The organism is Sporolactobacillus sp. BBK16-2 (assembly GCF_059878335.1).
Map to the genome: position 1 here is coordinate 2,464,617 of NZ_CM187611.1, position 23,791 is coordinate 2,488,407.

Here is a 23,791-nt window from a genome sequence, read left to right on the forward strand (position 1 = left end):
AGTTTTTTTGTTCTTTGAATATATGCTTTCAAGTGATAAGCAGCGACAGCTGGGGTATAATAGAAGTAATCACGAACGTATACTTTAATTGAAGAGGTGAATAAAATGGGAAAATTTTTCTCGTACACGATTGGAGCAATTGTCGGTGGAGTAGTCGGCGGCACGATTGTTCTCCTGACAACGCCTAAAAAAGGTGAAGAAATTCGAAGCGACATAAAAGAAAAGGCAGCCTCTATTCAGCAGCCGTTAAAAGACGCGGCAAATAACTTAAGCTTAGTTAAAGATCGCGTTATTGCTCTGAAGGATGACAGCGTTCCGGTTCTTAAATCGGCAGTCTCGGATATTGGCAATCTTTTGCAAGAATGGAAAGACGATGTCCAACCTTATCTAACGAAAATCAAGAACAACGTCGTTCAATTGGAAGCAGCAAAAGAAAAGCTGACTAACAAATTGACGGAGCATTCTCCGGAGAAAAAACCGGGTGAAGAAGAGACACCGCCATCACTGTAATGGCCATTTATTTTTGAACTCTAAACGAGGATTAATGCTAAAAAGGCTGGTGCAAATAGCACCAGCCTTTTTTCTGATCTGTAGATTAATTTTTGTATGTCAAAACGCCCAGACACCATTTCGGAAAACCGGCTCCCATTCGCCTTCTGCATTTTCGCCATCAATATCTAATTGATCGGAGCCGACCATAAAATCAACATGAATCAAGCTGTCATTCGCTCCATGCTTTTTCAATTCTTCCGCCGACATTTCCGTTCCACCATCGAGGCAAGTCGGATAGGCTTTTCCAATTGCCAAATGGCAGGATGCATTTTCGTCATAAAGTGTCGTAAAGAAAACAAGACCTGACTTTGAGATCGGCGAATCATTAGGAACAAGCGCAACTTCCCCTAAAAAATGTGAGCCTTCATCTGTGTCAATCATGTGATTGATCAGCTCCTCGCCCTCTTTGGCATTCACGCGCGTAATACGTCCATTCTCAAAAGTGACCGATAACTTCTCAATCAATTTACCGCCGTAAACAAGCGGACGAGTCGCCATAACTGTACCATTAACTCCATTTTTTACAGGCAATGTATAAACTTCTTCAGTTGGAATATTAGGAACAAAAGGAGTTCCCGAACTGTTCACTGCTGCTCCCCCGTCCCAGTGATAATCAGGATCGAACTCGATCTCTAAATCTGTGCCTGGAGCTTTATAATGCAGCCTTTTATATTTTTTCTTATTTAGAAAAGAAACCTTATTAGCAAGTGTCTTCTTGTGATCCTCCCAAGCTTGTACCGGATCATCACAATCCACACGTGTCATTTTGAAAATAACTTCCCATAAGTCGGCAACCGCAAGCTCTCTGATTTTGCCGGGGAACAGTTTCTTCGCCCATTCAACGGTTGGAAAGATTAAAATGGTCCAGCTGACACGGTCGGACATACGATAATCATAATAGGTGTTTAATGCGCGCCACATCGTTTCTTGGTCAAGCGCCGCCTTTTTCGGATCAATACCGTCCATCATACCAATTCCTGTTGTCCGGATGTCAATACAAGCAGCCCCCCTCTTGACCAAGTCCTCAAGCTTGTTGGCTTTCCAAACCGGATATTCGCTGATCACTGTCTCCGATGCATGCTTGAGCCGCAAATGATCCAGTTTATCGTCCGTCCAGTTAAAGAACACGCGTTTCGCTCCGGCCTCATATGCTTTTTCCGTTACAATGCGTACAAGCTCGCCTGCATCAATTGGTGCCTTGATCAGTACTTCCTGTCCTTTCTGAACATTTGCGCCTACTTTTACAGCCAATTCCGCATATTTTTCGAGTTTTTGAGCAAAGGTTTTCAAATCGAGTGCCCCCCGTCTAATTTGCAATGAACAAATTTTTCTTACCAAGTCTATTCTAACACTTGGCAAGGGTATAAATGCAAACGTTACCAATAATTGAAGAAAACTTTTCTTAGTTCATCTGGTGAACACTGAATGTTACATCATTTTTAGCTAAATTAATCGTCTGTGCACGCAGGTAGAGACCCTTCTGCACTTGAACATCCGTTAAATTAATATAAATTTGCCGCTTGTTCGGTTGAATAGCTACCCATTTTGGAAATTTTGATCCGCTTTTCAAAAAGCTGAGCACCTGCTTGTCCGGAAGAGGAATACTGCCCAATTTAACATCAGTTTCTTTCAGCACAATATCACCATTAGATACTGAAGGTGTGAAGGTCAAGGAAAACGGAATCGCAGTAAATAAGAGCTTATACTTACCGTTCAAAACAACCTGATCGCCAATATCAATATGATAGGTGAGCCTGTTATTTCCATTAGAATCAATTTGATCATTGATCATATTCTCCAGCTGCTGCTTGTTCGCCTGCACGGAAAAAATAGCTTTTCCTTCGGTGCGATCCGTTTGCGGTGTCGGACTGTCTGTTGCAGAAAAACCATTTGTCAGCATGCCAAGTACAGCAATCACCAAGGCTAATTCAATCACAAGTAATGATAATAAAGCGATTTTCCATAAATTTTTCTTTTTCTTGGGATAAGTTGCAGCGTTCACGTTTCTTTTCCCTCTCCTTTACACACCTATATAGGTACCAGTACATGCAAGATTTTTTACCTATTTAAACAAGCCAATAGTTTATTTATTATAACGCAATTTTCGACTCATGCGAAATATGCTGAAACAAGTACATAATTTCGGCACGCTGCAACCAGTGAATTCATGTAGAAGGAATCATCAATAACTCGACAATGGGGGCAAGTTTCAGTTAGAATGAACAGTGTCGCAAACAGATGGTAACCGTATTTGATAAAATTGCCGATTGCGACGGATAACCGCGCGCAACTACGAAATACTGTTGTAATGTGGAACAATATAAAATAGGAGTGGACGTAGTGAAGAAATTAATGATGATTCTGGCCGCTGTTATCGTTCTCACAAGTCTCGCAGCCTGCGGGAACGGCGGAGATAACGCCGCAGTAGTGAAAACGAAAAGCGGTAATATTACAAAAGAAGAATTTTACAATGAATTGAAAAAGACCAATGGAGAAGCTGTCCTTCAAAATATGGTTTACGAAAAGCTCTTGGAAAAGAAATATAATGTATCCAAGAAGGCTGTTGACGCGAAATATGATCAAGTTCGCAAGACGTTCTCATCGGAAGACCAATTCAAGCAGGCGCTAACACAGAACAGTCTGACTGAAACTACGTTCAGACGCCAAATTAAAGACTCCCTAATGATGACGAAGGCTCAGCAGGACGGCATCAAGGTTACAGACAAAGCACTTAAGGATTACTATAATAAGAACAAGACAACATTGACAGAACTTAAAGCGAGCCACATTCTCGTTAAATCAAAGAAAACCGCACAATCCATTCAAAAGAAATTAAAGGATGGAGCAGATTTTGCTAAATTGGCGAAACAATATTCAACGGATACAGGCTCTAAAGATAAGGGCGGCGAGCTTGGCTGGTTCAAACAATCAACCATGGTTGCCGAATTCAGCAATGCAGCAATGAAACTGAAAGTCGGCGAAATCAGCCCGCTTGTATATTCGAGCACGGACGGCGGCTATCACATTATCAAGCTTGAGGGCAAAAAAGATTCGTATAACGATCTGAAATCCTCAGTAAAAGAAGCTTACCTTGCAAGCAAAGAAAAATCTCAAGATACGGTAATCAAGAACTTGATTAAGAATGCTGATGTTCAAGTGAAGGACAAGGCTTTCAAAGATCTTTTCAATTCAACCTCAACCTCAACGACAACGCAGCAATAACACGAACAGAGAAGAACACGAATCGGAGCACCTATCCGATTCGTGTTTTTTTTGCCTTGAGTCACTAATTTTCAAGGATCGAAGCTAGGAAAATCAATTGTCCATCTTCAATAAGGTTGCAAATAATTGATAACTGGTCACTTTTGATTGATCAAGATGAATTCCTGCAGGAGTTTCTTGATTTGCTGTAAAAGTTACGACATATTCGTTTTCCTTATTGGGTGCAATATGATCTTCAATGAGAATTGTGGTGATCACCCGATTAAATAAAATGAATCCTCCAGGACCATTCCATATGACAATAGCCGAACTGGAATCTGCTTTCTCAGTGATAAGTGTATTGCCCGAAGCGTCTTTCCTCCAAATTTGAATAAGAGCAGGTACGCATATGGAAATAGAAGCGGACAAACTGCTCATCCTATTTAATGGTATTGTGCCTGTAGGACGCCACTCAATAACCGCATTAAGCCAAACTGTTTCTTCATCAGTTGTACCGTCCACCCTAAGTTCACTAATCACATGATCGTCACAAAACGGAACAGCATCCGGTTTTTTGTATTGTCTTCTTTTTTTATCGCCATCTTTGTCCGATCCGAAGCCTGCCCCCTTATTATTAGAATCATCCATATCAGTCACTTCCTTATCTGTTTACTGCCTCTCTTATATTCTATTTTTCTGCAGTATCGTTGCATGGACCGATAACGGAAGTAATTCACACATTTTTTTCCAATAGTTTTTTGTTCTATTATGGTTGGCCGGTTCAGAGTAATTTTAGGCATTCTTAGTTATGCAAAAAAAAATCCGAAAGCCTGTTCAAGACATGGCTCTCGGATCTTTACGGTTGCGGCGCCGCTCTTTCTCGGCGTCCATTCGTTTCATGTACACATTACCTTGCTCTTCGACCCACTCTTCATCGACTTCTTTATCCTGCTTGGATAAATTAAATGCTTGATAACCGCTGAATATTATACCGGCTACAACCAGATATACCCACCAAGCTACGCTTTCCAGCATGTTGATCACGGGATCAATCATTCCGAACTGCTGCATTAAAAAAAGGATGAATAGCGCAGCAACGATAAATAATGAACGTTTAGCCTGCTTCATGTTTCCGCCTCCCAGCTAGCTACTCGAGCGTTGTCCCAATTTTTACTTGCAATGTAGCCTATGCGAAGAAACGGAAAATTAGACCTTAGCTGTTCTCTTGAAATGGAGGCTGCAATTCATCTTCAGTATCGCTGGTATCAAATGACGGTCTGTAAAGCGTTCGATTGTTCATAGCAAAGATACGTTCTGAAAATTCGCCAGGACGTGTTTTACGTACAGCACGGGTCATCACGTTTATTTTAGCGTCCATGTCATCAAGGATATGGAGAATTTCAGCTTCCTTGAACATCGGCGGTTTTGGACTGCCCCATTCCGGATTTTCATGATGACTCAGCACCATATGCTTAAGAAGCAAAACCTCTTCCTTATCACCAATACCGAGTTCATCTGCTGTTTCGCCAATATTGGCGACCATAATCGAGATATGACCAAGCAGATTTCCGGGGAGTGTGTAGCTGGTCGCAGTCACTCCGGACAACTCCTCAAGCTTCCCCATATCATGGATGATAATGCCCGCGTACAATAAATCTTTATCAATTTCAGGATAGAGATTGACAACTGCCTTCGCCATATCCAACATGCAGCACACATGGTAAGCCAGTCCTGAAAGAAAATTATGATGGATACTTACTGCAGCAGGATATTCGAAAAAGTCATGATGATGTTTCTTTAAAAGAGCTCGTGTCAGGCGTTGTATTACCGGATTCTTGATTTCAAATAAGTATTGTGTAATCTTCTCATTAAGTTCCTCAATTGATAACGGAGCCGACATCACAAGTTCCGCCTTGTTCACCTGATCATGTTCTGTAGCTGGACGAATTGTACGGATTTTGAATTGATTTCTGCCTCTGAATGTCGTAATGTCTCCTTCAGCAAGCACCACTGCGCCAGCAACGTAATTCGCTTCATCTTCCGCCGTGCTGCCCCACAGCTTGGATTCGATGTCACCTGTTTTGTCCTGTAAGTATATCGTAAGAAAAGGCTTGCCATTGCTGGCCAATCCCTTGGTCACGCTCTTTATCAACAGGAATTCATGAACATGCTCGCCTTCTTTATAAAACGCGATTCCCTTCACCATGAACCCTTCCCTTCAAATAACCTTAGTTTAAAATGTCATTTTAAAATAAGGTAAGTATAAGACAACAATCAATCTTTTTCATTCAATGCATCTGATCCATTGTCCGGTTTTTCCTTAGGCGGAGCCGGTAAAGTCATTTCAAATACGACGCCGTCCTCAGTATTAGCAACATGAATGACTCCATGATGATTATGAATGATTCGTTTAACAATTGCCAGCCCTAATCCAAATTGTCCTTTTTCTCCCTTTTGGAAAGGCTGGAACATAGCCTTACGTTCATGCTCCGGAATTTCCGGCCCATCATTCTTAACATTGATCAGAGACCTGTATCTGCTGCTTCCGTCAGCATCAATCCATATATTATTCTTCGCATAACGCAGTGCATTTTCCACTAAGTTTTCCAGTACGGTCTGCATTTGCTCTTGATCAGCGTAAATCAGTGTATCCTCTCCGCCGACATGGATTTCAATATCTGCCCGTTGAGTAATAAATCGCTCACGCACAAGGTCTGCTAAATCGCCAAAGCGAATAAGGGAATAACGCATTTGCTTATCTCCAAGTGAATCAAATCGAGTAAAATAGAGCAGCTTGCGCACTCGTTTTTCCATTTGCTGAGATTCTTTAATAATAATATCCATGGAATCATTGAGACCGCCATTGGGGTAAATACCGTCTTTAACGGATTGCGCGTAACTTTGAACAATCATGATCGGCGTTTTCAATTCGTGAGATGCCTGCTGAAGAAATATTTTCTGAGATTGATCATACTTGATCAGGTTGAGCCGCATTTCTTCAAATTGAGCAGAAAGACGTTCATACTCTACATCGCCTTTCCATTCGAACGGCTTTTCCCAATTTAAACGTGAAATTTCTTTAAATCGTCTTCCTAGTATATCAAGCGGCCGTTTGATATAACGCGCCAGCCAAAATGCGAGAAATAGGCTAAGGATGCTCGCCATCGCGAACGTAAAGATCAAGCGGCTCCATAAATTGTTTCTTAATTCATTGTTGTAGGTATCTCGCATATAGGAAATTAGATAACTGTCAGATGATCGTCTGACGACTATATAAAATGTCGAATCATTTTGCTTCAACTCATATCGGGCTAACACACTTTTCTGATGTCTAATTTGCCCTTTCATTTGCTTCAAAATGCTACCGTCAGATGGGAGAATTCCAACCAAGGTTTGAAATTTTTTATTGACCAACACGGTCCAAACAGATCTTGTCGAGTCGTAATTATGAATACTTGTGCCAGGATTATCTACTCCATAGCCTCCGACAATCCCTTGAAAATTAAGCAATTGCTGCACTTCAATGGTTCGGAACGTATTTTCCTTGAGCGTATTTTGTATGGTATAGGGGTAGACACTGAGAATAATCAGTCCGATCACGCACTCAAGAAACGCGAATGAGAGCCAGATCCGTTTTGTCAACGTCATTTTAAATGGCAATCTCATGAGACAATCCTATACCCGGAACCATAGACCGTTTCAAGTGACAAACGCCCCATCTTTCGGCGGATGCGGCGTACCACATCATCTACCGCACGATCCGATCCGACATAATCGCCGCCCCATACCTCGGTCAGAATATCTTGACGTGATTTGGCGACATTGACGTTCTCCACTAAATAGAGCAGCACATCAAATTCTTTCGTCGTGAGCTCAATCATCTGATTCTCCTCATCAAACACTTTGCGACGAACAACATCGAGCTGATATTTAGAGATCACCATCCGATTCTCATGGATACCTGCGCCGTACACACGATGCAGCAATTTTTTAACACGAATAACCAGTTCTTTTGGCAAAAATGGCTTTGCTAAATAGTCGTCGCTGCCAAGCTCCAGTCCCAGAATTTTGTCTAGATCCTGATCCCTTGCCGAAATAAAAATAACCGGCTGTTCCGAATGGTTTTCTTTTATTTTTTTTATCAAATCATACCCTGACATACCGGGCAGCATGATGTCCAAAATCCAGAGATGGACACCGTTATGCATATAGTCCAATGCCTCTTCAGCCGTATGGAAAACAGATACATTCCAGCCTTCATTTTCCATGTAAGCTTTGAGAATGGACGCTAAGCTTTCTTCATCTTCAACAAGATTAATTTTAAAGAGTGTTTCATTCATTGTGAAATCATCCTTATACGATTCATATTGTATCTCTTAAATTATAGCATGCACGAATTGCCATAAAGATAAATGAAACAAATTCCATAATGTTTGATTATTTTTGCGAAGCAGATATCCGCTCCTGCTGATCCGACAGATTAAGTACTGCTTCAGGATGCTTATGAAGATAGACACTGTCATGACAGGTCAGCACAATAACCTGTCGTTCCTGGGCAACTTTATTAAGTAGAGTGTACACCGTTTCTGAACGCTTTCGATCAAAATTTACAAATCCGTCATCAATAATCATTGGCAAGGTTTCATAACCGCTAAAGATCCGCATCAGAGCAAGCCGTAATGAAAGATAGAGCTGTTCTGCTGTTCCACGGCTCAACTGAGAGGCAAGAAGCGTAAGACCGTCTGAGTCTTCAACGATGAATCCATCGTCACTGAGCAAAATTTTCTTATATCGCCCTGCGGTTACTGAACAGAAATAGTCCGCAGCCTCTCGGAGCACGCGCGGTAGACGTTGTTCACGATATTGTTCCTTTGCCTCACGAATCGCCCATAGTGCCGTTTGATACGCTGACCATTCCTTAGCTTTAATACCGGTTTCTGTCAAAAGTTCATGATACCGATCAAGAGTATCTCGATAGGAATCATTTCTTTCCAAGACCAAACATTGCGCTCGATCATCTGCCAGCTGGTCGCGAACACGTTTCAATTCGGATTCATACGCAGCAATACGATCTTTGAACTCCTGTTCGGTCAATCCTTCCCATTTATGATTTTCCACATAAGACACATAAACCTCAATTTGCTCGTCCGAACCGGTCAGCTCAAGCAACTGCATTCTGCTCGTCTCCAGCTGTTTATTAATGGACTTGCGGCGTTCTTCTTTTTCTACTGCCTCATAAAACTGTTTTTCATTGTCAACATGTGTCTCTGTAAACAATGCCTTTTGATCATTTTCGAGTGCCGTAATTCGGCTTACATAGCGTTCTCGTTGCTTCTTATAAATCTGGCGCTGTTTCTCTAAATCTTCCCAGCGTCGCTTCTGCTCCATCTGCTCTTGGCAGCAATGCTCTAAATAATTTGCATCAGCACCAGCACTGCCCATTTTCTCTGCCAACAGTCCGGTCTCCCGTTCGAAGCCCTCGTGAAGAACAATCAATCGCTGCAGTTTAGCTTCGAGCACATCGAGTTTTTGACAAAGCTCTTGTGCGGTGTTCACCAGCCTGACTTTATCCTCAACGCCTGTCAAATCATCCACGAAATAGCCGCGTTCCTGTAACCATGACTTGATGCCGTCCTCTTGTACATCACATGACTGCGTACATGCCTTCTGCTGATCGGTTAACTGTCCAACATCTGCTTTTGCCAGACTGAGTTGTTGTTCCAGCAATGCACGTTCAGCGGAGAGTCTGTCGTCTTCTGCATAAGTCCGTCTATCTGCTTCCCCATCATGGATACGAGGAGCAAAGAAAATGCTTCCAATGGCGATCGCCCCTAATAAAAGTACCGGTACTCCCGCAAACGGTGTTATTGCAATTGAAGAAAAAACAGCAAATATAACGGACAGAATGATTAATCCAATGATCAGCACTCGCGATTGCAAGGGATGGGCCGCAACCTTAGCGCTTGATTTTCTTTCTGAAAAAGCATGTTTCACATCAATTGTTCTCAGCTGTTTTTCCAAGGTTTCTTTTTTCTCTAGTGCTGCTTTCAAATCACGTGCCAAGTCGCGACGCTCATCTACGAGCTTTTTCCAAATACTGAGCTTTTCTTTTAATTGTTCGCCAAGCGTTGCTTCAGACGATGCTTTGCGAATGACGCCCAGTGTCCATCCCGCACCCAGAAGGTCACAGATTCGTCGTATAGCAACTCGTTGCTGGTCGATCTCGTCTTCAATACGATGTCTTTCTTTTTCATTTTGTTGATCATCGGCAGCTTTGCTAAATAACCGTTGAAGCGCCGGCTCTTGCTCCTTCCACCGCTCATCCACATGAATGAATTTGCCTGATTCAACCAACTTTCCGAGTTGTTCGTCCAGCTCACTAATCTCATTTTTAAGTGATCGAAGCAGTTTACACGAATCATCATAATGTTCTTTCACATTTTGCGGGAAAGACTGCTCAGGTCCCATGCATTGGCGCTCATGATTCAGTGCACGATACGTATTAATCAGCGGAAGAGCAGCCGAAAATGATGTCCACAATTGGTATTCGTGCTGCACCTTTTTCTTTTTAAGTTCCAACTGCTTCAATTGTTCTTTTCCATCATGCACGCTGTTTTGAAGCTGCTGATAGCTGTCCAGCTTCTTCTCCCATTCCCTTAGCTGGGCGGAACAATTATTCAATTCAGCGAACAGGCGATTGATTTGTGGTTTTTTACCGCTCTTCTTAAACAAATCGGCGCACTGTTTTTCCAATTTTTGTTCCAGTTTTCCCAATGTCCCGCTGCCAATCATCCCTGCTCCAAGCAGCAGATCATTCATATCTGCGGGATTCATCTTATCAATGTTTCGGAGTCCATCCAAATCAAAACAAAAAACACTCTCGTAAAGGAGTCTGTTTGTGCTATGCAAAAATTCGTTTAAATCCGCAGACTCACCGTTTTCCGTACTAAAGCTCAGCTCTTCTTGACCGTCAAGGGTCCGTTCAAGCCGATACGTTTTGCCGTTGTCCGCCGTAAATGCTAATGAACCGCCGATCGATCCGGAACGATTTTTTCCGTTCCATTTCTCGAGTAGCTTCTTTGAAGGAAAGCCAAATAACTGGCTCAAAATAAACGCCATAATCGTTGACTTTCCTGATTCATTTTCTCCATAAATCATCGTAATCGGTGCTTGCGGCAATTCTATTTTCTTTTCTTCAAAACGGCCGAAGTGATGAACGGTCAGCGTCTTCAATTTCATCGTCATGGCGAGATCTCTCTGGAAAACTCGCCGCACCTCCCCCCAGAGCCGTCATTCGTTTTTTTCCAAGCTTGCTCCCGTTAATGCATCTGCAAGCAATTGTTCACTTTTTCTGCGAATCCATTCTTGATCTTCCTCAGACAGGCGTTCAAGATAACGTCGCCCTGAGTGGTGACCGTAAAGTACCTCGGTCGCTTGCTGTACACTGTCCCCTTCTTCTATATAACGAAATAAATCGCCAAGAAAGTGAGGACTGCTCAAAATCTGCTGCTTGTCCCAATGACTGCGGAACTCACAAGCATCCGGAACGAGCCAGATAAAGTCCCTTAATTCCTTCTCATCCTCGTTAAGTGCGTCAATGAGCTCATGAAGCAGTTCTTCTGTCTCACTGCTTTGCATTTCAGGACCTGTAAAAGAAAAACGCAGACGGATAAACGCTCCTGCTTGCTTCTTTCGTTCCTTTTCTTTGAGCGCATTTATGGTCGTTTCCAATTGATCGGCTGTCACTGTTCCTGAAAAATTGAGTTCACTGCGTCGCCATTCTATATCCGAAGTGGGGAGAAATCGGACCTGCACACCGTGCGGATCCAATTCAACCATTGACGCGCCTTTAGGACCAAGTTCAGATTCTTTGAAGGATAGTCCTTGGATATCGCCTGGATACCAAGCCGGTACCGGGGATAATAATTGCTGCCTCTTATGAATATGTCCAAGCGCCCAATACTGAAATCCTTGTTTTTCCAGCTCGCTTATTGAAAAAGGCGCGTAGTTGCTTTCATCCGTCCCTGAGTGCGGCTCTCCATGGAGAATAGCAATGTGATAATCCGCATTCCCGCTTCTTTCATAATACGGAATCATGTCTTGTTTAATCCAGCGCTGATGATAGCTGAACCCGTACAGTTTGACCGTTTGTCCGCCTGCGCATGTCACCGACATGGCGGAAGGAGTCTCGGGAAAAACATGCACATTATCTGGAAGGCTCAGATGACCCCATGCTTTATTAACAAAATCGTGATTGCCATAAATAAGGTAAACAGGAATCGATGCTTCATTTAATCGTTTCATTTCACGTACAAATGCACGCTGTGCTTTAATACTGCGATGACTGTTATCGAAAATATCTCCGGCGATGATCATAAAGTCAGGCCGTTCATGGAGTGCGGTACTCGTGAGGTGATTGAGCGCGGTAAATGTACTCTCAGCTGAGCGACGGCGAAGCGGCTCAGGGAGCTGCGTTAAACCGTCGAAGGGGCGGTCAAGATGCAAATCAGCCGCATGAATAAATCGAATCATAGGATTCCTCCTTCCAGACACGTTTATTAATTTTATTTTACCATAACCGATCACACGTTCTCAATCATCAGAACGATCAATTGAACATTGCGCCAAAAAATCAAAAAAAAATCAAAAAGCAGCCTATTCAGGCTGCTTTGTAAAAAACATTTGTTAATTTAGGTATGTTGAAACTTCAGTGTTGTTTATTCGTTCATTTATTGCAACACAAATGTCCACAAAGCAAACTTTAATGGACACGAATTTGTTTACGTAATACTTCTTTTACCATGTACGCCACACCGTCCATGTCGTTCGAACGGGTAACCCAATCTGCTTTATTCTTTACTTCAGCCGGTGCATTTCTCATCGCCACGCCAAGACCGCATTTCTCAATCATCTCGGCATCATCGAAACCGTCGCCCACGGCGACGATTTCATTAAGCGGAATACCGAGCTGCCCGGCAAAGAACAAAAGCCCATTAAACTTGGAAGTGCCTTGTCGAACCAGTGTCAGACTGTCCTGCTCAGTTCTCTGCACTTCCAGCGATGGGAAGTAGTCGTTCATTGCCTTTTCAAGGTCATCCATGACCTTCTTATCATCCAATTTTACTTTAACGTCTGTCGCCCCTTCATAATTTTCAAGCAAATATTGACTGAGCGAATCAACATAAGTTACTGGATAAAAAAGCGGTTCGTTCATCCCAATTGTCATTTTTGCGATCAAATTTTTTTGATTAGGACGATTACTGATCGATAATCGCTCATGTGACATCTGAATTTGACAAGGGTAGGTTTCGAGAAATTCAGCGAGCTGCATCAGCACACTATGATCAATTTTACTTGTGTAGACCGGGTCATCAATAGATGACGATACAAAAGCACCGTTATGTGTGATGATCGGCTGCGAGAGCCGCAATGCCCTTGCGACTTTTGCTGCAGAATGAAAATGGCGTTCAGATACTAACGTGACAACAACACCTTTTTTTTGCGCATACTGAATGGCATCCTTTGTTTGACGATCAAGCCTATTGTTGCTGCTCAATAGGGTACCATCGATGTCCAGTGCAAGTAAGCGATATACCAAGGTTATCCCCCTCTTCGGAATCCAAATCAGTACTTATTCCTTTGAAAAGCTTATGAAAGGAGAATACAAAATAGAACCAGGCATTAGACCGTGCACAAGCCAAAGTCAAGCTAACCAAACGAAGAAAAGAGAACGGCAGAAGCCGTTCCCTTTTTATCATCTATTCATTTCATTCAAATTACTTTTGATAGCCGCCAAATTGAGACTGGGCTTGTTGTACCAAACGTTTTGTAATTTCTCCACCTACGGAACCATTTGCTCTTGATGTTGTGTCTGGTCCAAGGTTTACGCCGAATTCGCGTGCAATTTCTTCTTTCATTTGATTAACTGCTTGCTGTACACCTGGCACTACTAACTGATTTGAATTTGCCATGTGTTTCACCTCCCTTATAAGCCTATTGTGCTCTGCGATGGATTTCTATATTCGAAAAGCGGCATGGAAATTTTTAGGCAAATAAAGTGATGAGGAAGCACGCAGAACAAATCAAACGACTTGAGTCAGTTTTCCGGTCTTCGGGTCCATGACCAGGCCAACAACCGGTGTATGTTCAGGTAGGAGCGGATGATTCTTAACAATCGATACACTCTTCTTCACTTCATCTTCTACGGATTGAAAACCATTCAGCCACTGATTTAAGTCAATCGCAACTTCATTAAATTTCTGATCAGCGACTCCGCGCTGCTTGATATCGTTAATCATCTTTTCTGCATGCAAGCCATGCATGCCGCAGTCCGTATGTCCGATAATATAGACAGCTTCCGATTCAAGCTCATACAGTGAAACAAGGATGCTTTTCATTGTATTGCTATATGGAGATTCCACCATTCCGCCTGCAGACTTCAGCATAATCGCATCGCCATTTTTCACATTCAACGCCTTTGGCAGCAATTCAATGAGCCTGCAATCCATGCAGGACACAATGGTCATCTTCTTTATTGGGCGACTCGGTGCTTCAAAAGGCCGATACGCTTCATCTTTAACAAATTGTTGGTTAAAATCAAGCATTTCTTTCAGCTGCGACATAATTCATTTCCCCCAAGTCAAGTATAAATGTCACAGTTAATCATAAAAGAAAATGATCTATGAATCCAATATTGTGACTTGAAAAAGCAAAAAAACCGTCTCCCTCAATGGGAAACGGTTTTTTTAATGGTTAATCACAGCTTAGTAACGTTAGCTGCTTGAGGTCCACGGTTGCCTTCGACAACTTCGAATTCAACGGCTTGACCTTCGTCAAGAGTCTTGAATCCGTCAGTTTGGATCGCGCTGAAGTGCACGAATACGTCGTTTTCGCCTGGAACTTCGATGAAACCGAAGCCTTTGTCGCTGTTAAACCATTTAACTGTACCTGTTTTCAAAAAGAAAACCTCCTAATAATAAGTGGATGTTCAATGTACTTGAACGCACTTTAAAAAATTTAATATATGCGTATGTTTTATCCGGCGTACCTTATCCTTGCAGCTGCAGATATTAAATCATTCACCAACAAGGGTCTTCCCGCAAAAATAAAAAATTCACATATTATAAAAAGTATCAATAAAAAAGTACAAACACATTGATAATCCTTTTATAACACGTGAATTATAAATGTTACCTTTTATCATACATACATAATCATAAAATTAGACCTAACAAAAAGAGCAAAAACATCAATCGGCTTTTCCGACGCCGAAACAACGAAAGCCCTACCTCTCTTCCATCCTTACGGTTCCTCTGACCGAGCCAGTATGATTCAGCGCAAGATCAATCTGCTTTTCATACAATCTGTTGCACAGTATTGACAAGAACACAATCCTATATTCAAAAAAACAATCAGTAATTTTGTCATTCACATTAGGTCTACTTTAGTATAGAGCCCAAAAGTAGAAATGTCAACTAATGAAAAGCCGAAACCTTAATTAATGAATGACAAAGGTGTCAGCCAGTTTATTAATGAACAACAAAAACGTTTAGGATCTTTTCTAAGTCCTCAATCTTACGTGCGTAGAGCAGCATTCTGCGACGATTGGTATCGACGACCAGAACGCCGTCCTCGGACAAATTCATTTTTTTTACTTGATCATACTTTATAAATCCCAATCCATAAAAGAAACCATCTTTCTTAAATCGTGCCATTGGTGCTTTAACAAATGTATTGTACAGCAGTGTCAGCACCAAGAGGATCAATGCAATATTGAGAAATATGCTGTTATCACCTCTGACCGTATTTGAAACGTAGATAATCACAAGCAATGCCGCTAAAATAAGCTGATCCAAATAGTTACGTTTTCTTAGGCGCACAGATAAAATTGTTTTTCCTTTCAGCAAGCGAACGAGCAGGTCATCATAAAGAATATAAGCCAACAGCCCAGCGAAAATAAGATACATAACAACAATGGTAAGTGTCATCTGCAGTCCCCTCTTTCAATCACGACCTATTAATAAGTACATTTTAAATCATTCAACTGGTTTATGAGACGCCTATGTGCTCTTTAATCATAATAAAACTGAAAAATAGCCGTGACAGCTTCCAACTTAGTTCGGTTGATCATAATAGAAAACAGTAAGTCGATCCTTTAAAATTTCTATATAACTCAATTTTCGCAGCTTGTTCGGCTTAGAAAATAGCCTTTCCTTTAACGAAAAGTAATTCCCATTGCGGCGAGGCCAGTACCTAGATTTTTTTTAAGCAATCCCGTGGCTGAAATTTCCATGTAAAATCCACCAACCTGAGGGCTTAGTTTCGATTGAACGGTTAATCGTTTAACTGCTATTTGCCGCAGTCCTTCAGCTAAATACATTACTCGCCTTTCAAAATCTTTGTCTTTTTCAACATTATTTTTAAAAGTGATGAACACGTTGCGTTCATCATCTTGTATTTGTTCATCAAGAATAAGATCGTAGACTTTTTCTAGAATTGCCTCTTCTTGTTCTTTCCGACTCAAATTCTTGTTTTTAGACATAAAACTTTATCCCTCTTTTTATGGAACGATATAGCTACCGGCAGCTGAACTCACCCAAACGGTGGCAATAACATGAAGGTGTTTGAAAGCAAAGTAATTATATTTTTCCCTTTTTCTAACTCACGAGCATAATCCTCAATGATTTTTGATCATTAACTTTTACTTCTTCATCAGAGTATGCTTCATTAAGGACTATGTAAAGAAAAAAACAGCCGTTTGCAAAGCGGCTGTTGATTCAAGTGAGAAGCAAATAATTCAAAAATACAGGATATTAATTACTTCTTTTTCGACCAAACAAGGCTTTCAGACCACGTTTAACAACTTGAAAGAACGTCAGCGATCGAACCATTTGTTCCGGGTTAACGTATTTTCGTATCGCACGCAAAGCATTCTTCGGATGCTTGGAAGAAAAAGTGTATGTTCCATTTTTCTTCGTTCGTATTGCATAGCGCGGAATCCACTTTCCCTTGAACATCACTGAGGCAACGACGTAATCAACGTCAGCCCAAGGAATTCGAATGTATTTTTGAGCATTTCGGTCGTTATAAAACTCAAACCCCTTGTCTCCAATCATAATTTTACCGTAATCAGTCAGCCCAATATAAGAAGTGGCATCGGTTACAAAATCGACTTTGGTGTTAATTGATTGAACCATTTTCTTGCTTCACTTCCTTTCGCTATACTCGTTTATTATACTTTTTCCCCAGTGATCAAACAATTTTGATCGGGTAGGTTTGGGCAGAATAAACACTTGTAAATAAAGCCTGACATCCTTGACTTAAGAGGAATCAGGCTCAATTTATTGGTATACAACTCCTGGAATGCAGGATTGATACTCAACTTAATAACTCAATGAATAAACAATAATTTAAATTTTCACTGTTACATCACGTTTAGTAAGTGCAAGACGATACCAACCACGAACAACCCAAGAATCATAATGATTGGTGAAACTTTCTTCTTAAGCAGCCACATGCAAAGAAGCGTTAATGCCAATCCGGCTAAACCAGGAATTAAGCTGTCCAAGTTGTTTTGTAACGTTGTTATTTTATGCGCGTCTAATGAAAGACCGGCTGCCTGCTGCTCCAACGCAGCTTTGATTCCTTGTGCTCCGGAAGGTAAGTGACTCCAATCAATGAATGCGCCTTTATCCAGTTTAACTGAAGATACAATAGGCGTGAACTTTACCGATACCCAACGGTTAACTAATGAACCCAGGATGAACATACCAAGAATGGATGCGCCTTTAGTAATGTCCTGAAGTAATCCGCCGGATAAGTCGTCTGTGATTTTAGAACCCGCTTTATAGCCGAATTCCTGCGTATACCACATGAACGCCATACGAATAATATTCCATCCAAAGAAATACAGAATAGGTCCCAAAATGTTACCGGTCATCGCAAGAGAAGCTGCTAACGCACCAAGGATTGGTTTTACCGTAAACCAGAAAGCCGGATCACCAATACCTGCCAGCGGCCCCATCATGCCTATTTTAACCCCTTGAATGGCGACGTCATCAACAGGTGCGCCATTCGCACGCTCCTCTTCCAGAGCAAGGGTCACACCGATAATTGGTGAAGCGACATAGGGGTGCGTATTAAAGAATTCCAAGTGACGTTTGAGTGCAGCCGCACGATCTTCCTTAGATTTGTATAATTTTTTGATTGCCGGAATCATTGTATACGCCCAACCGCCATTTTGCATCCGTTCATAGTTCCAAGAGCCTTGAAGGAACGTTGAGCGCCACCAAACAGAAATACGATCTTTTTTTGATAATCTCACTTCTTGTGCCATTTTTATTTCTCCCTCCTTTTTAGTAATTATCAATAATGTCGCCTAGTGGATCACCGGTGTTTGAGTTTCCGCCATTACCTGAGCCGCCTTGCTTGGAAAGCACTAAATAGATAAGGGCAAGAGATACACCGATCGCACCAAGACCGATAAGAGTGATCTGTGTCACCGTCGCGAGTACGAAACCGATCGCGAAGAATGGCCATACTTCTTTGGTAGCCATCATGTTGATAACCATGGCATAACCTACGGCAACGACCATGCCGCCACCGATGGCTAAACCAGCTGTCAGCCAAGTTGGCATGGATGCAAGCAAACCTCGCACCGGACCGGCACCAACAGCTAAAATTAATGCTGCCGGAATGGCGATACGTACGCCTTGCATACAGATCGCGCTGATGTGCCAGAGTTCAACTTTTTTGAAGTTTCCCTCATTAGCTGCAGCATCCATGAAGTGTACGAAAGCGGTTGCAATTGTACGGCAGATGATGGTTAATAATAAACCGGCAACGGCAAGCGGGATGGCAATCGCGATGGCTGACGATACACCGGCATTGCCTTGCCCACTGAGAACTAAAATAATGGCAGAGGCAACGGATGCCAGCGCTGCATCAGGCGCTACTGCGGCACCGATATTCGCCCAGCCTAGAGCAATCATTTGCAGCGTACCGCCAAGGATAAGACATGGGATTAAGTTTCCTGTCACAAGTCCGATTAACGTACAGGCGATGACTGGTTGGTGAAAATGAAATTCATCCAGGATTCCTTCCATACCCGCTAAAAATGCGACGATAACAACTAATATAATTTGAATAATGTTCAAATCCATAATGGTTAATCCTCCCTTTCTCCTGATCGTTTAGATTATCTTAATCTGTTTAATTCCTCTTGCGCTTTCCTGAGAATTTCGTTCATGTCACCTTTTGAATCGTTTGGCACTTTGCGCACATCGAATTTTAAACCGGCTTCTTTTAACTGAGCGAAAGCATCAATATCATCTTGGCTAAAGGCAAGCACCTTGTTCGGTTGAACTTTACCCGGTGAGTGGGCCATAGAACCCACATTGATGGTCGTCAATGAAACGCCGCCCTTAACCGCTCTCACCACGTCCTGAGGATTTTCGAAAAGAAGCAGCGCGCGTTCACCGCCGAAATGTTGATCATCTTTCGCAATTTTGATCATTTGGCTGACAGGAACGACGTGTGCTTTCACGCCTGGCGGAGCAGCTTGTTGGATCAATTTCTTTCGCAAATCATCCTGAGCTACCGCATCGGATACAACAATAATCCGTGTCGGTTGAGTCGTTTTAGCCCAAGCAGTTGCGACCTGACCGTGAAGTAAACGAGAGTCGACACGTGCCAGCACGTATTTAAATTTACCGGGAATGCCTTTCTTTGTCTGCTGTGCAGGAGCTGCACCAGTTGCCTTTGCCGGTTCTAATTCTTCAGGTCTGATTTTGACCCCTTCTTTAGCTGTACGTGAAATATGCGCAGCGACTTCACGCGCGGTGTTCATGGATAAGCGTGAAGCATAGGCCTCAATCAACATCGGCAAGTTCATACCCGCAACAATCGCCCATTTGTCTTTGTGTTCTTCAAACAAGCTGTTGACTTGATTAAAAGGTGTCCCGCCCCAAAGGTCGACTAAAAACAGTACTTCTTCTTGATCATTTAATGATGCAATTGCTTTTTTCATTTTTGCCTTAACGTCATTAGGGCCTTCGTTGGGCATTAAGGTAACCGTTTTGACATTCTCCTGCTCTCCAAAAATCATTGAGCCGGATTGGAAAATGCCTTCAGCAAAATTGCCGTGGCTTGCCAGAATAATACCTACCATTCTTTTATACCTCCTACTTTATAAATTTTGTTACTTTTGCACATTACTCACGCATCCAGCTCTGTTATCGCTTTCATTAATTTAAAACAATAAACTGATCGATTTGCAGTGCTGAGACGCATCTCACCCCCCTTCATGAATAGGGAAGGACACAATAAGGTAAATCAGAAAATGTAAAAATGATTTATTCTACACCAAACCTTTTTCGGAAAGCGACTTCCAAAGATTTTTCGAGCTATCATTGGAAACCTTGCGGACATCAAGCTTAATCCCATGATTGTGAAACCACTTGAAAGCCTCTACATCGGCTGCACTAACAGCAATCGCATCGGTAACCATGACGCGCGTGTTGTCAAAACTAATTGCACCAATATTGATAGAGTCAACCTTTATGCCGCCTTCGACAATATATCTTGCGTCAACTGCGTTTTCAACCAGAATCATAGGCTTTAAAACGCCAAAACGCGGATCATGATACAGTCTTACCATCTTCTCCAATGTGAGGACATGCGTCCTGATCCCAGGAGGTGCAGCGTGTACAATCAGTGTCTTGCGTGTCCGATCGCATGCCACACGATCCGACACTACTAAGATGCGATTAACGTTGATGGCTTTTGCCCAATTCGTAGTCACTTGCCCATGTAACAAACGACTATCAATACGTAATAAACGAACATCCATCGTCATGACAATCCACCATCATTTCTCGTGTGACTAAAATACCTACGATCACTCCCCCACCTCTGCCGAGTATACAATCCACATTCATGACCACGAATGCATACACAACAGTATAAGCAATTTACATGCCACTTTTTGTGTATCACATAAAGGGGTTGCTATCATAGGCTTTTTTCCAAAGCAAAAAAATAATTGACACATTTAAATTGTGTATCAATTATTTTGTGTATCATTTTTTTCTTTTTCTGTATTAAATAATTCGACGATATAAAACACTTCTGCATCTGAAAGATTAATATTAAGTGTTTCACGCAGAACCTCATTCGCTTGTTTAACGATCGGATACATTTTTTCCATTTTGATGCTCGATAGTCTTTGCTCATCAACACTCATTTCTGAGCGTATTAAATAACGTTCAATCGCTCCTGCCATATGCATGATCAAACTAATTTTGAACGCATTGGACATTTTAAACTCACTTCTCAACTGAATAAAATTGCAATAGTCCCACAATATTTTCACAATTTTCGCAGGATTAATGAATGTAAAGTACTGTTCCAAATAGTTCTGACTCATTTCTTCCGTTAATAATTCCGAATCATCCAGAGCCTCTGCTTCATCTGCTGCATGATTGTTTATTTCTTCAACCAGGCTGACAAAACTCTCTCCGCCACCCTGCAATAAATTCTCTAATGATACAAATGGAGCAGCAACTTGGGGTTTCACAACGCCAGTCGTGGCTACGATTAGATAGTTTTGCTGGATCTTTGCAATTTGTTCTTTCATAGTCACAACTGAAACTGTGATCACTGTGATATCGTCAATCAAGTTGTCAACTAATATTTTATCCAACAGGTCCTTAATTTTGCTGGCTGTCCCTTCACCAGTCGAACAAATCGCAATAATAGCCTTCTCTCTTCGATCTGATCTTTTCTGAACATTATTTTTCTTTTGATGGCCCTTTTCGATCGTTCGTGAATAGCCGTCAAATTCACGTAATTCTCGGTATACCGTTTCAAGGTCACTATCGATCAGTGCTGTTTTACGAGCTGCTTCAAGCACCATCGCTGTAGTGACCATATCGATCGTTTTGACATGAACATCTGTTTTCTCTGTCAGTTTGCTGCTAAATGTACTAAGAGACCCCATATCGACCAAGAGTAAAACACCGTTGCCCTGATCGATCGTTTTAACTTGCGCGGCAATGCCATCCAATGCGATTTTAGGACTCATTTCCAGCGGCATATCATATGCGGCGATGTTGTCGACAGACAGCAGTTGTGAAACAACTTGCACCATTGAGGATGCAGTACTGTTACCATGTGCTGCCACAACAATGCCAACTTTTCCGGTTTTAGGTTCTGATTTTAAAGATACCAAAAGAATGGCCATGTAATAAACTTCAGATTCAGGTATAGGAAAATGATAATGATCCTCAATCAACTCTTTAACGCGTTCAGCGAGTTTGAGCTCATCTGGATAGTCATGGACCATTGAAATCAAATCTGCTGAAATAGTTCGCAACGGTTTCCCTGACTGAACCCGTTTAATAAAAGAACTGATGTGTAAACTCATCGCATAAATGAAATTATCCCTGGCTGGATAATTCTCTCTTTCCTGAAGCATCTGCTGGATCTGCATGGTTAAATCAATAATTTCTTGATCAACGATCTCATTCAGACTACTGACTGTTTTATCCAACTTTCCCTGACGATAAAAAGATTTCAAATGCAAATTGATATCGGTCATAATGAAGTTATTGATCGCCGCTTGATCCAATCCTTCGTCTTTTAACAGCGCAGCTTTATCGCCTATGATTTCATACAAATTATACGGCAATTCGTAACTGTCACTATCCGGAAGACCGCGCTTTGCATCGGGCTTGATCACCATCGTCGGTTCGAGCAATCGACTCAGATTCCCCAATTCTTGCCGATTGTTAGCCAAGTTGGAAAGTCCGTCTTTGATATTAGGCGGCAAGCGGCTAAAAAGCAGGGTTATTTCATTTTTATTTTGCATGCTGTTCAGAAAGCCTTGGGCACACACTAATTGAATATTAGATTTCAACTGCCCAACATTACCGTAGGTTACACTTCCCAGCAAAGCTTGAACAACATCTTCGCTTAAACGAATATTTTTATGAATCCGATTCGCTTCAAGCGTTAATAATTGCTCTAATAGTTGCAATCGTTCACGTGCGCTTCTTTGGTTGAAATCCGGCAGCTGAATGATGATAGGGATTCGACGCACAAAAGTCTGCAATAATGAGCTTTTCGGGTCTTCAGTTGTTGCATAAACAAGCCGGACGTCCGCATGATGAATTTTGGCAGTTTCACCTAAACGGCTGTATGTCCCATGATCCATAAAATAAAAAATCATTTCTTGCCCTTCAGGCGGCAGACGATGTACTTCATCAAGAAAAAGCATTCCGCCGTCTGCTTCCTGAATCAGACCATCCTTATCAGCGTTAGCGCCGGTAAAAGCTCCCTTGACGTAGCCAAACAGATGCGACATCAACAACTGCGGATTGTGTGCATAATCCGCACAATTAAATGTGGTAAATCCCTTTTGGGAAATGATCTCTTTATCCAAAGCAAAACGGTACATTTTATGAGCAAAATACGTCTTACCGGATCCCGTTGGTCCAATGATCAGTGTATTCAGTCCGTGCGGCGGATAAAGCAATGCTGCCTTGGCCTGTTCGACTTGATTCTTCAGGCTGTCGCGGCTGCCGATCATGTGCTCAAAAACATCCGTTTCGTTCTTATTCGCAGTATCTTCCTTTTCAAGGTTATGATCAATGATACGAGCATTCCCAGCAAACCCGATGTTGGGTTTCTGCTGCATCTTTATTTTGTGTTTACCGACTGCATGATCCACGAAATAGTGAACGGGTCGACCATTTGTCTTCTTCACCCTTCCCTCTCTGACAAGCAGATTTAACTCCTTGCTGACATTCGGGCGAAGCACACCAATCGCTTCGGATATTTCGCTGGTTGTCACACCGTGAGCCGTACCAAGTGCAAACTTTTCTAAATAAGTTAAGACTTTTTCACGCCGAGTCATTATTGCCCTCCTTTTTATTAAATTGTGTATCGCTAGTGTATCACAAGTCACAAATGTAAGCGAGTTCATTGTCTAAACTACAGGATTTTTAATATGATCAGCTATCCTGTATGTATCCTTTTA

23 protein-coding genes are annotated in these 23,791 nt (G+C 42.0%); 2 read left to right on the forward strand and 21 right to left on the reverse strand.

From position 1 onward, the window contains the following. Positions 1-105 precede the first annotated feature (105 nt). Positions 106-510 carry a YtxH domain-containing protein gene (locus AC6F33_RS12275; protein ID WP_255745917.1) on the forward strand — a complete coding sequence of 135 codons (405 nt, stop codon included), beginning with the start codon at positions 106-108 and terminating at the stop codon, positions 508-510. Between the two features lie 99 nt (positions 511-609). Here the strand turns inward: AC6F33_RS12275 and AC6F33_RS12280 are convergent, their stop codons facing one another. Both AC6F33_RS12280 and AC6F33_RS12285 read right to left on the reverse strand, forming a co-directional pair. Further along, positions 610-1,842 carry an aminopeptidase gene (locus AC6F33_RS12280; protein WP_255745919.1) on the reverse strand — a complete coding sequence of 411 codons (1,233 nt, stop codon included), beginning with the start codon at positions 1,840-1,842 and terminating at the stop codon, positions 610-612. Positions 1,843-1,954: 112 nt separating this feature from the next. After that, positions 1,955-2,554: a YpmS family protein gene (locus AC6F33_RS12285; protein WP_255745921.1), complete on the reverse strand. Its 600-nt coding sequence runs from the start codon at positions 2,552-2,554 to the stop codon at positions 1,955-1,957. A gap of 338 nt (positions 2,555-2,892) precedes the next feature. Between AC6F33_RS12285 and AC6F33_RS12290 the strand changes: the two genes are divergently transcribed. Continuing rightward, complete coding sequence (locus AC6F33_RS12290; RefSeq protein ID WP_500777169.1) at positions 2,893-3,774, forward strand: peptidylprolyl isomerase; 882 nt, start codon at positions 2,893-2,895, stop codon at positions 3,772-3,774. Between the two features lie 93 nt (positions 3,775-3,867). Here the strand turns inward: AC6F33_RS12290 and AC6F33_RS12295 are convergent, their stop codons facing one another. The 19 genes from AC6F33_RS12295 to AC6F33_RS12385 form a co-directional block, all read right to left on the reverse strand. Next, the gene (locus tag AC6F33_RS12295; RefSeq protein WP_255745925.1) at positions 3,868-4,401 is read right to left on the reverse strand and encodes a hypothetical protein; all 534 of its coding nucleotides are present in this window, start codon (positions 4,399-4,401) and stop codon (positions 3,868-3,870) included. A 186-nt stretch (positions 4,402-4,587) separates the two neighbouring features. Next, positions 4,588-4,881, reverse strand: coding sequence for a sporulation YhaL family protein (locus AC6F33_RS12300; RefSeq protein WP_370645899.1), 294 nt, complete (start codon positions 4,879-4,881; stop codon positions 4,588-4,590). Positions 4,882-4,966: 85 nt separating this feature from the next. After that, positions 4,967-5,959: a 3'-5' exoribonuclease YhaM gene (yhaM, locus tag AC6F33_RS12305; protein WP_480948475.1), complete on the reverse strand. Its 993-nt coding sequence runs from the start codon at positions 5,957-5,959 to the stop codon at positions 4,967-4,969. Positions 5,960-6,027: 68 nt separating this feature from the next. Beyond that, entirely contained in the window at positions 6,028-7,401 is a 1,374-nt protein-coding gene (locus AC6F33_RS12310; protein ID WP_500777170.1) for a sensor histidine kinase, read from the reverse strand. A gap of 14 nt (positions 7,402-7,415) precedes the next feature. Then, positions 7,416-8,093 (reverse strand): response regulator transcription factor, encoded by a 678-nt coding sequence (locus AC6F33_RS12315; protein WP_255745931.1) that lies wholly within the window; start codon positions 8,091-8,093, stop codon positions 7,416-7,418. Positions 8,094-8,190: 97 nt separating this feature from the next. Continuing rightward, entirely contained in the window at positions 8,191-10,998 is a 2,808-nt protein-coding gene (locus tag AC6F33_RS12320) for an ATP-binding protein (protein WP_500777171.1), read from the reverse strand. Positions 10,999-11,043: 45 nt separating this feature from the next. After that, complete coding sequence (locus tag AC6F33_RS12325; protein WP_500777172.1) at positions 11,044-12,285, reverse strand: metallophosphoesterase family protein; 1,242 nt, start codon at positions 12,283-12,285, stop codon at positions 11,044-11,046. Positions 12,286-12,514: 229 nt separating this feature from the next. Further along, positions 12,515-13,351, reverse strand: a complete 837-nt coding sequence (locus AC6F33_RS12330; protein ID WP_255745936.1) for an HAD family hydrolase — start codon at positions 13,349-13,351, stop codon at positions 12,515-12,517. Positions 13,352-13,529: 178 nt separating this feature from the next. Then, positions 13,530-13,724 carry an alpha/beta-type small acid-soluble spore protein gene (locus AC6F33_RS12335; protein WP_253059171.1) on the reverse strand — a complete coding sequence of 65 codons (195 nt, stop codon included), beginning with the start codon at positions 13,722-13,724 and terminating at the stop codon, positions 13,530-13,532. Positions 13,725-13,835: 111 nt separating this feature from the next. After that, entirely contained in the window at positions 13,836-14,375 is a 540-nt protein-coding gene (locus AC6F33_RS12340; protein ID WP_255745939.1) for a beta-class carbonic anhydrase, read from the reverse strand. Between the two features lie 134 nt (positions 14,376-14,509). After that, the gene (locus AC6F33_RS12345) at positions 14,510-14,710 is read right to left on the reverse strand and encodes a cold-shock protein (RefSeq protein WP_023511572.1); all 201 of its coding nucleotides are present in this window, start codon (positions 14,708-14,710) and stop codon (positions 14,510-14,512) included. A gap of 571 nt (positions 14,711-15,281) precedes the next feature. Then, positions 15,282-15,740 carry a DUF986 family protein gene (locus AC6F33_RS12350; RefSeq protein ID WP_255745944.1) on the reverse strand — a complete coding sequence of 153 codons (459 nt, stop codon included), beginning with the start codon at positions 15,738-15,740 and terminating at the stop codon, positions 15,282-15,284. A 227-nt stretch (positions 15,741-15,967) separates the two neighbouring features. After that, positions 15,968-16,294: a bacteriocin immunity family protein gene (locus AC6F33_RS12355; protein ID WP_500777173.1), complete on the reverse strand. Its 327-nt coding sequence runs from the start codon at positions 16,292-16,294 to the stop codon at positions 15,968-15,970. Between the two features lie 271 nt (positions 16,295-16,565). Continuing rightward, complete coding sequence (locus tag AC6F33_RS12360; protein WP_255745948.1) at positions 16,566-16,949, reverse strand: DUF956 family protein; 384 nt, start codon at positions 16,947-16,949, stop codon at positions 16,566-16,568. Between the two features lie 227 nt (positions 16,950-17,176). Next, a complete protein-coding gene (locus tag AC6F33_RS12365; protein ID WP_480948478.1) occupies positions 17,177-18,088 on the reverse strand; it encodes a PTS system mannose/fructose/sorbose family transporter subunit IID in 912 nt (303 codons plus the stop codon). A 19-nt stretch (positions 18,089-18,107) separates the two neighbouring features. Further along, entirely contained in the window at positions 18,108-18,914 is an 807-nt protein-coding gene (locus tag AC6F33_RS12370) for a PTS mannose/fructose/sorbose transporter subunit IIC (protein ID WP_255745952.1), read from the reverse strand. A 35-nt stretch (positions 18,915-18,949) separates the two neighbouring features. After that, complete coding sequence (locus tag AC6F33_RS12375) at positions 18,950-19,921, reverse strand: mannose/fructose/sorbose PTS transporter subunit IIA (RefSeq protein ID WP_255745953.1); 972 nt, start codon at positions 19,919-19,921, stop codon at positions 18,950-18,952. Between the two features lie 189 nt (positions 19,922-20,110). Continuing rightward, positions 20,111-20,608 carry a PTS sugar transporter subunit IIB gene (locus AC6F33_RS12380; RefSeq protein ID WP_500777174.1) on the reverse strand — a complete coding sequence of 166 codons (498 nt, stop codon included), beginning with the start codon at positions 20,606-20,608 and terminating at the stop codon, positions 20,111-20,113. Positions 20,609-20,815: 207 nt separating this feature from the next. Beyond that, positions 20,816-23,668: a sigma-54-dependent transcriptional regulator gene (locus AC6F33_RS12385; RefSeq protein WP_500777175.1), complete on the reverse strand. Its 2,853-nt coding sequence runs from the start codon at positions 23,666-23,668 to the stop codon at positions 20,816-20,818. Positions 23,669-23,791: the final 123 nt, after the last annotated feature.